Below are 1671 nucleotides of genomic sequence, written 5' to 3'. Positions count from 1 at the left end.
GACCGCATCCTCTCTGATGGCATGGTGGGGCGGCCTCGCGCCGACCCCGAACAGAAGCAAGACTTCGGCGACAGGACAGTCACTCAGGGGATTGACACCCAACGGCCCATTACAGAAGCACTACTTTGGCAGTCCCATCATGGAACCGAGGGTGAAGCGAGCCCGGCAGATCGGACATCGCAGGTGCATGGCGCGCGTCAGATGATCAAGCAGCATGCGCCGGATGGCCGGTAAGCTGGGTTGTGGTGGTGGCCCGCTGGCTTCTCTTTTTTCCCCTTTGACTGCCTGCAAACGCAGATGCTGCAGGAACAGGTAGACAATCAGCGTCAGCAGCGCATGCCGATGCAACCCGCGCCACGAGCGGCCCTCGAAGTGATCGAGACCGAGCTCCTCTTTCAACTGCTGGTGCGCCTGCTCGCACACCCAGCGTGCCTTGATGAGAGACGCCAGCTGCTTCAACGTCGCGTCGGGCGGCAAGTTAGAGAAATAGTATTTGCGCTCGCCTGACGATCGGCGTTCGCCCACCAGCCCGACCTTCTCGCCGGGCAGATGCTGAGTGGCCTGCCTGCCCAGCTGAACCGCCGGTCCATCGGCGACCCGCACGCGCATGGCGGCAAATCTCGCCAGCAAGGGCCCTTTGATGCCGCGCCGCCACGTGATCCGACGCCAATGGGCCTTCGCCAGCACGATCTCGGCTGCCACTGACTCTTGATCCGGGATCAGCGTCTTGCGAGGGCGTCCGCGCGTCATCGCCGAGGCGATCATCTGCACATCAGCTGGGTAGACCTTCTGGATGCGGACTGTTCCGACTGCCCACCACAGGCCTAGAGCGGTGAGCGACTGGCGGAAGGACCCGCTCACGCTATAGCCGGCATCGGCCAGCACCGCCCCGAAGCTCACACCAGCTTGCATGAGCCGCTGGAGTTCCGCCAATGCGATCTCGGGCTTGGAGCGCTCCACCCAGAATGCCTCGGGCACCCCGGCGTGCTGCAGGCGTTCCGGATCCTTAATCCACGTCTCCGGCAGAAACAGCCGCAAGACAAGTGGGATCGGCACCTCCCTCTTGGCAAGCGTGAGCGAGACCAGGCTCTGACAATTGGCGTTCTTGCCCACTATCCCGGCATACTGTGGACCAACCCCAACCGAGTGAGTGCCCTTCTTGAGCAGGGCGGTGTCATCGATCACCAGGACGGCGTCAGGTCCGCCGACAAGTCGGTTGGCCTAGGCCAGGAGCTCGGCTTCGAGCGGTGCCTCGTCCCACGGACCCACGGTGACGAAGTGATGGAGTTGGTCGTAGTCGGCAGGCGCCACCCGAGCCGCGATCAGTTGCAGGCTCTTGCGCGCGCCGGGACCGATCAGGCCTGCCACATAGAGCGGGCACATGCGCCGGCGGGCCGGATGCCGAAGGGGTGTGAGGAAAGGTTCGAGCCAGGACTGAAGTTCGTGTGCCCACGCAACTGAGGTGCTCATGACGACCTCCCGTGGAAAATCCTTCAGTGGAAGAAGTCGGCAGCGCTCCTCAGTTCCTCAGACCTGCCAAAGTAGTGCTAGATGTTTGATCCCGGGGTTTGATGGTGCATTCTTATCGCCGGAATGGAGGGATGCGCTATGGGCCAGGTTCTCCATGGGAGCGCCACAACGACAGAGGCAGTCCGTCGAGCAATACAGCAT

Annotated in this window: 1 protein-coding gene and 1 pseudogene; one reads left to right on the top strand and one right to left on the bottom strand. The window is 62.7% G+C overall.

The window, feature by feature from the left end; all coding sequences use genetic code 11:
- On the top strand, nt 1-234 hold a 234-nt coding region (locus tag ACS5Q1_RS47790; protein WP_473104767.1), incomplete at its 5' end, for a hypothetical protein.
- Here ACS5Q1_RS47790 and ACS5Q1_RS47785 read toward each other — a convergent pair.
- Nucleotides 206-1470 (bottom strand): annotated as a pseudogene (locus ACS5Q1_RS47785) (IS701 family transposase). The gene ACS5Q1_RS47790 and the pseudogene ACS5Q1_RS47785 sit on opposite strands and share 29 nt — an antisense overlap.
- Nucleotides 1471-1671: the final 201 nt, after the last annotated feature.

The sequence above is a fragment of the Microvirga sp. GN3 genome (assembly GCF_055792825.1).
Note: the sequence above shows the minus strand (reverse complement) of the source record. Positions and strands in the feature narration are given on the sequence as shown.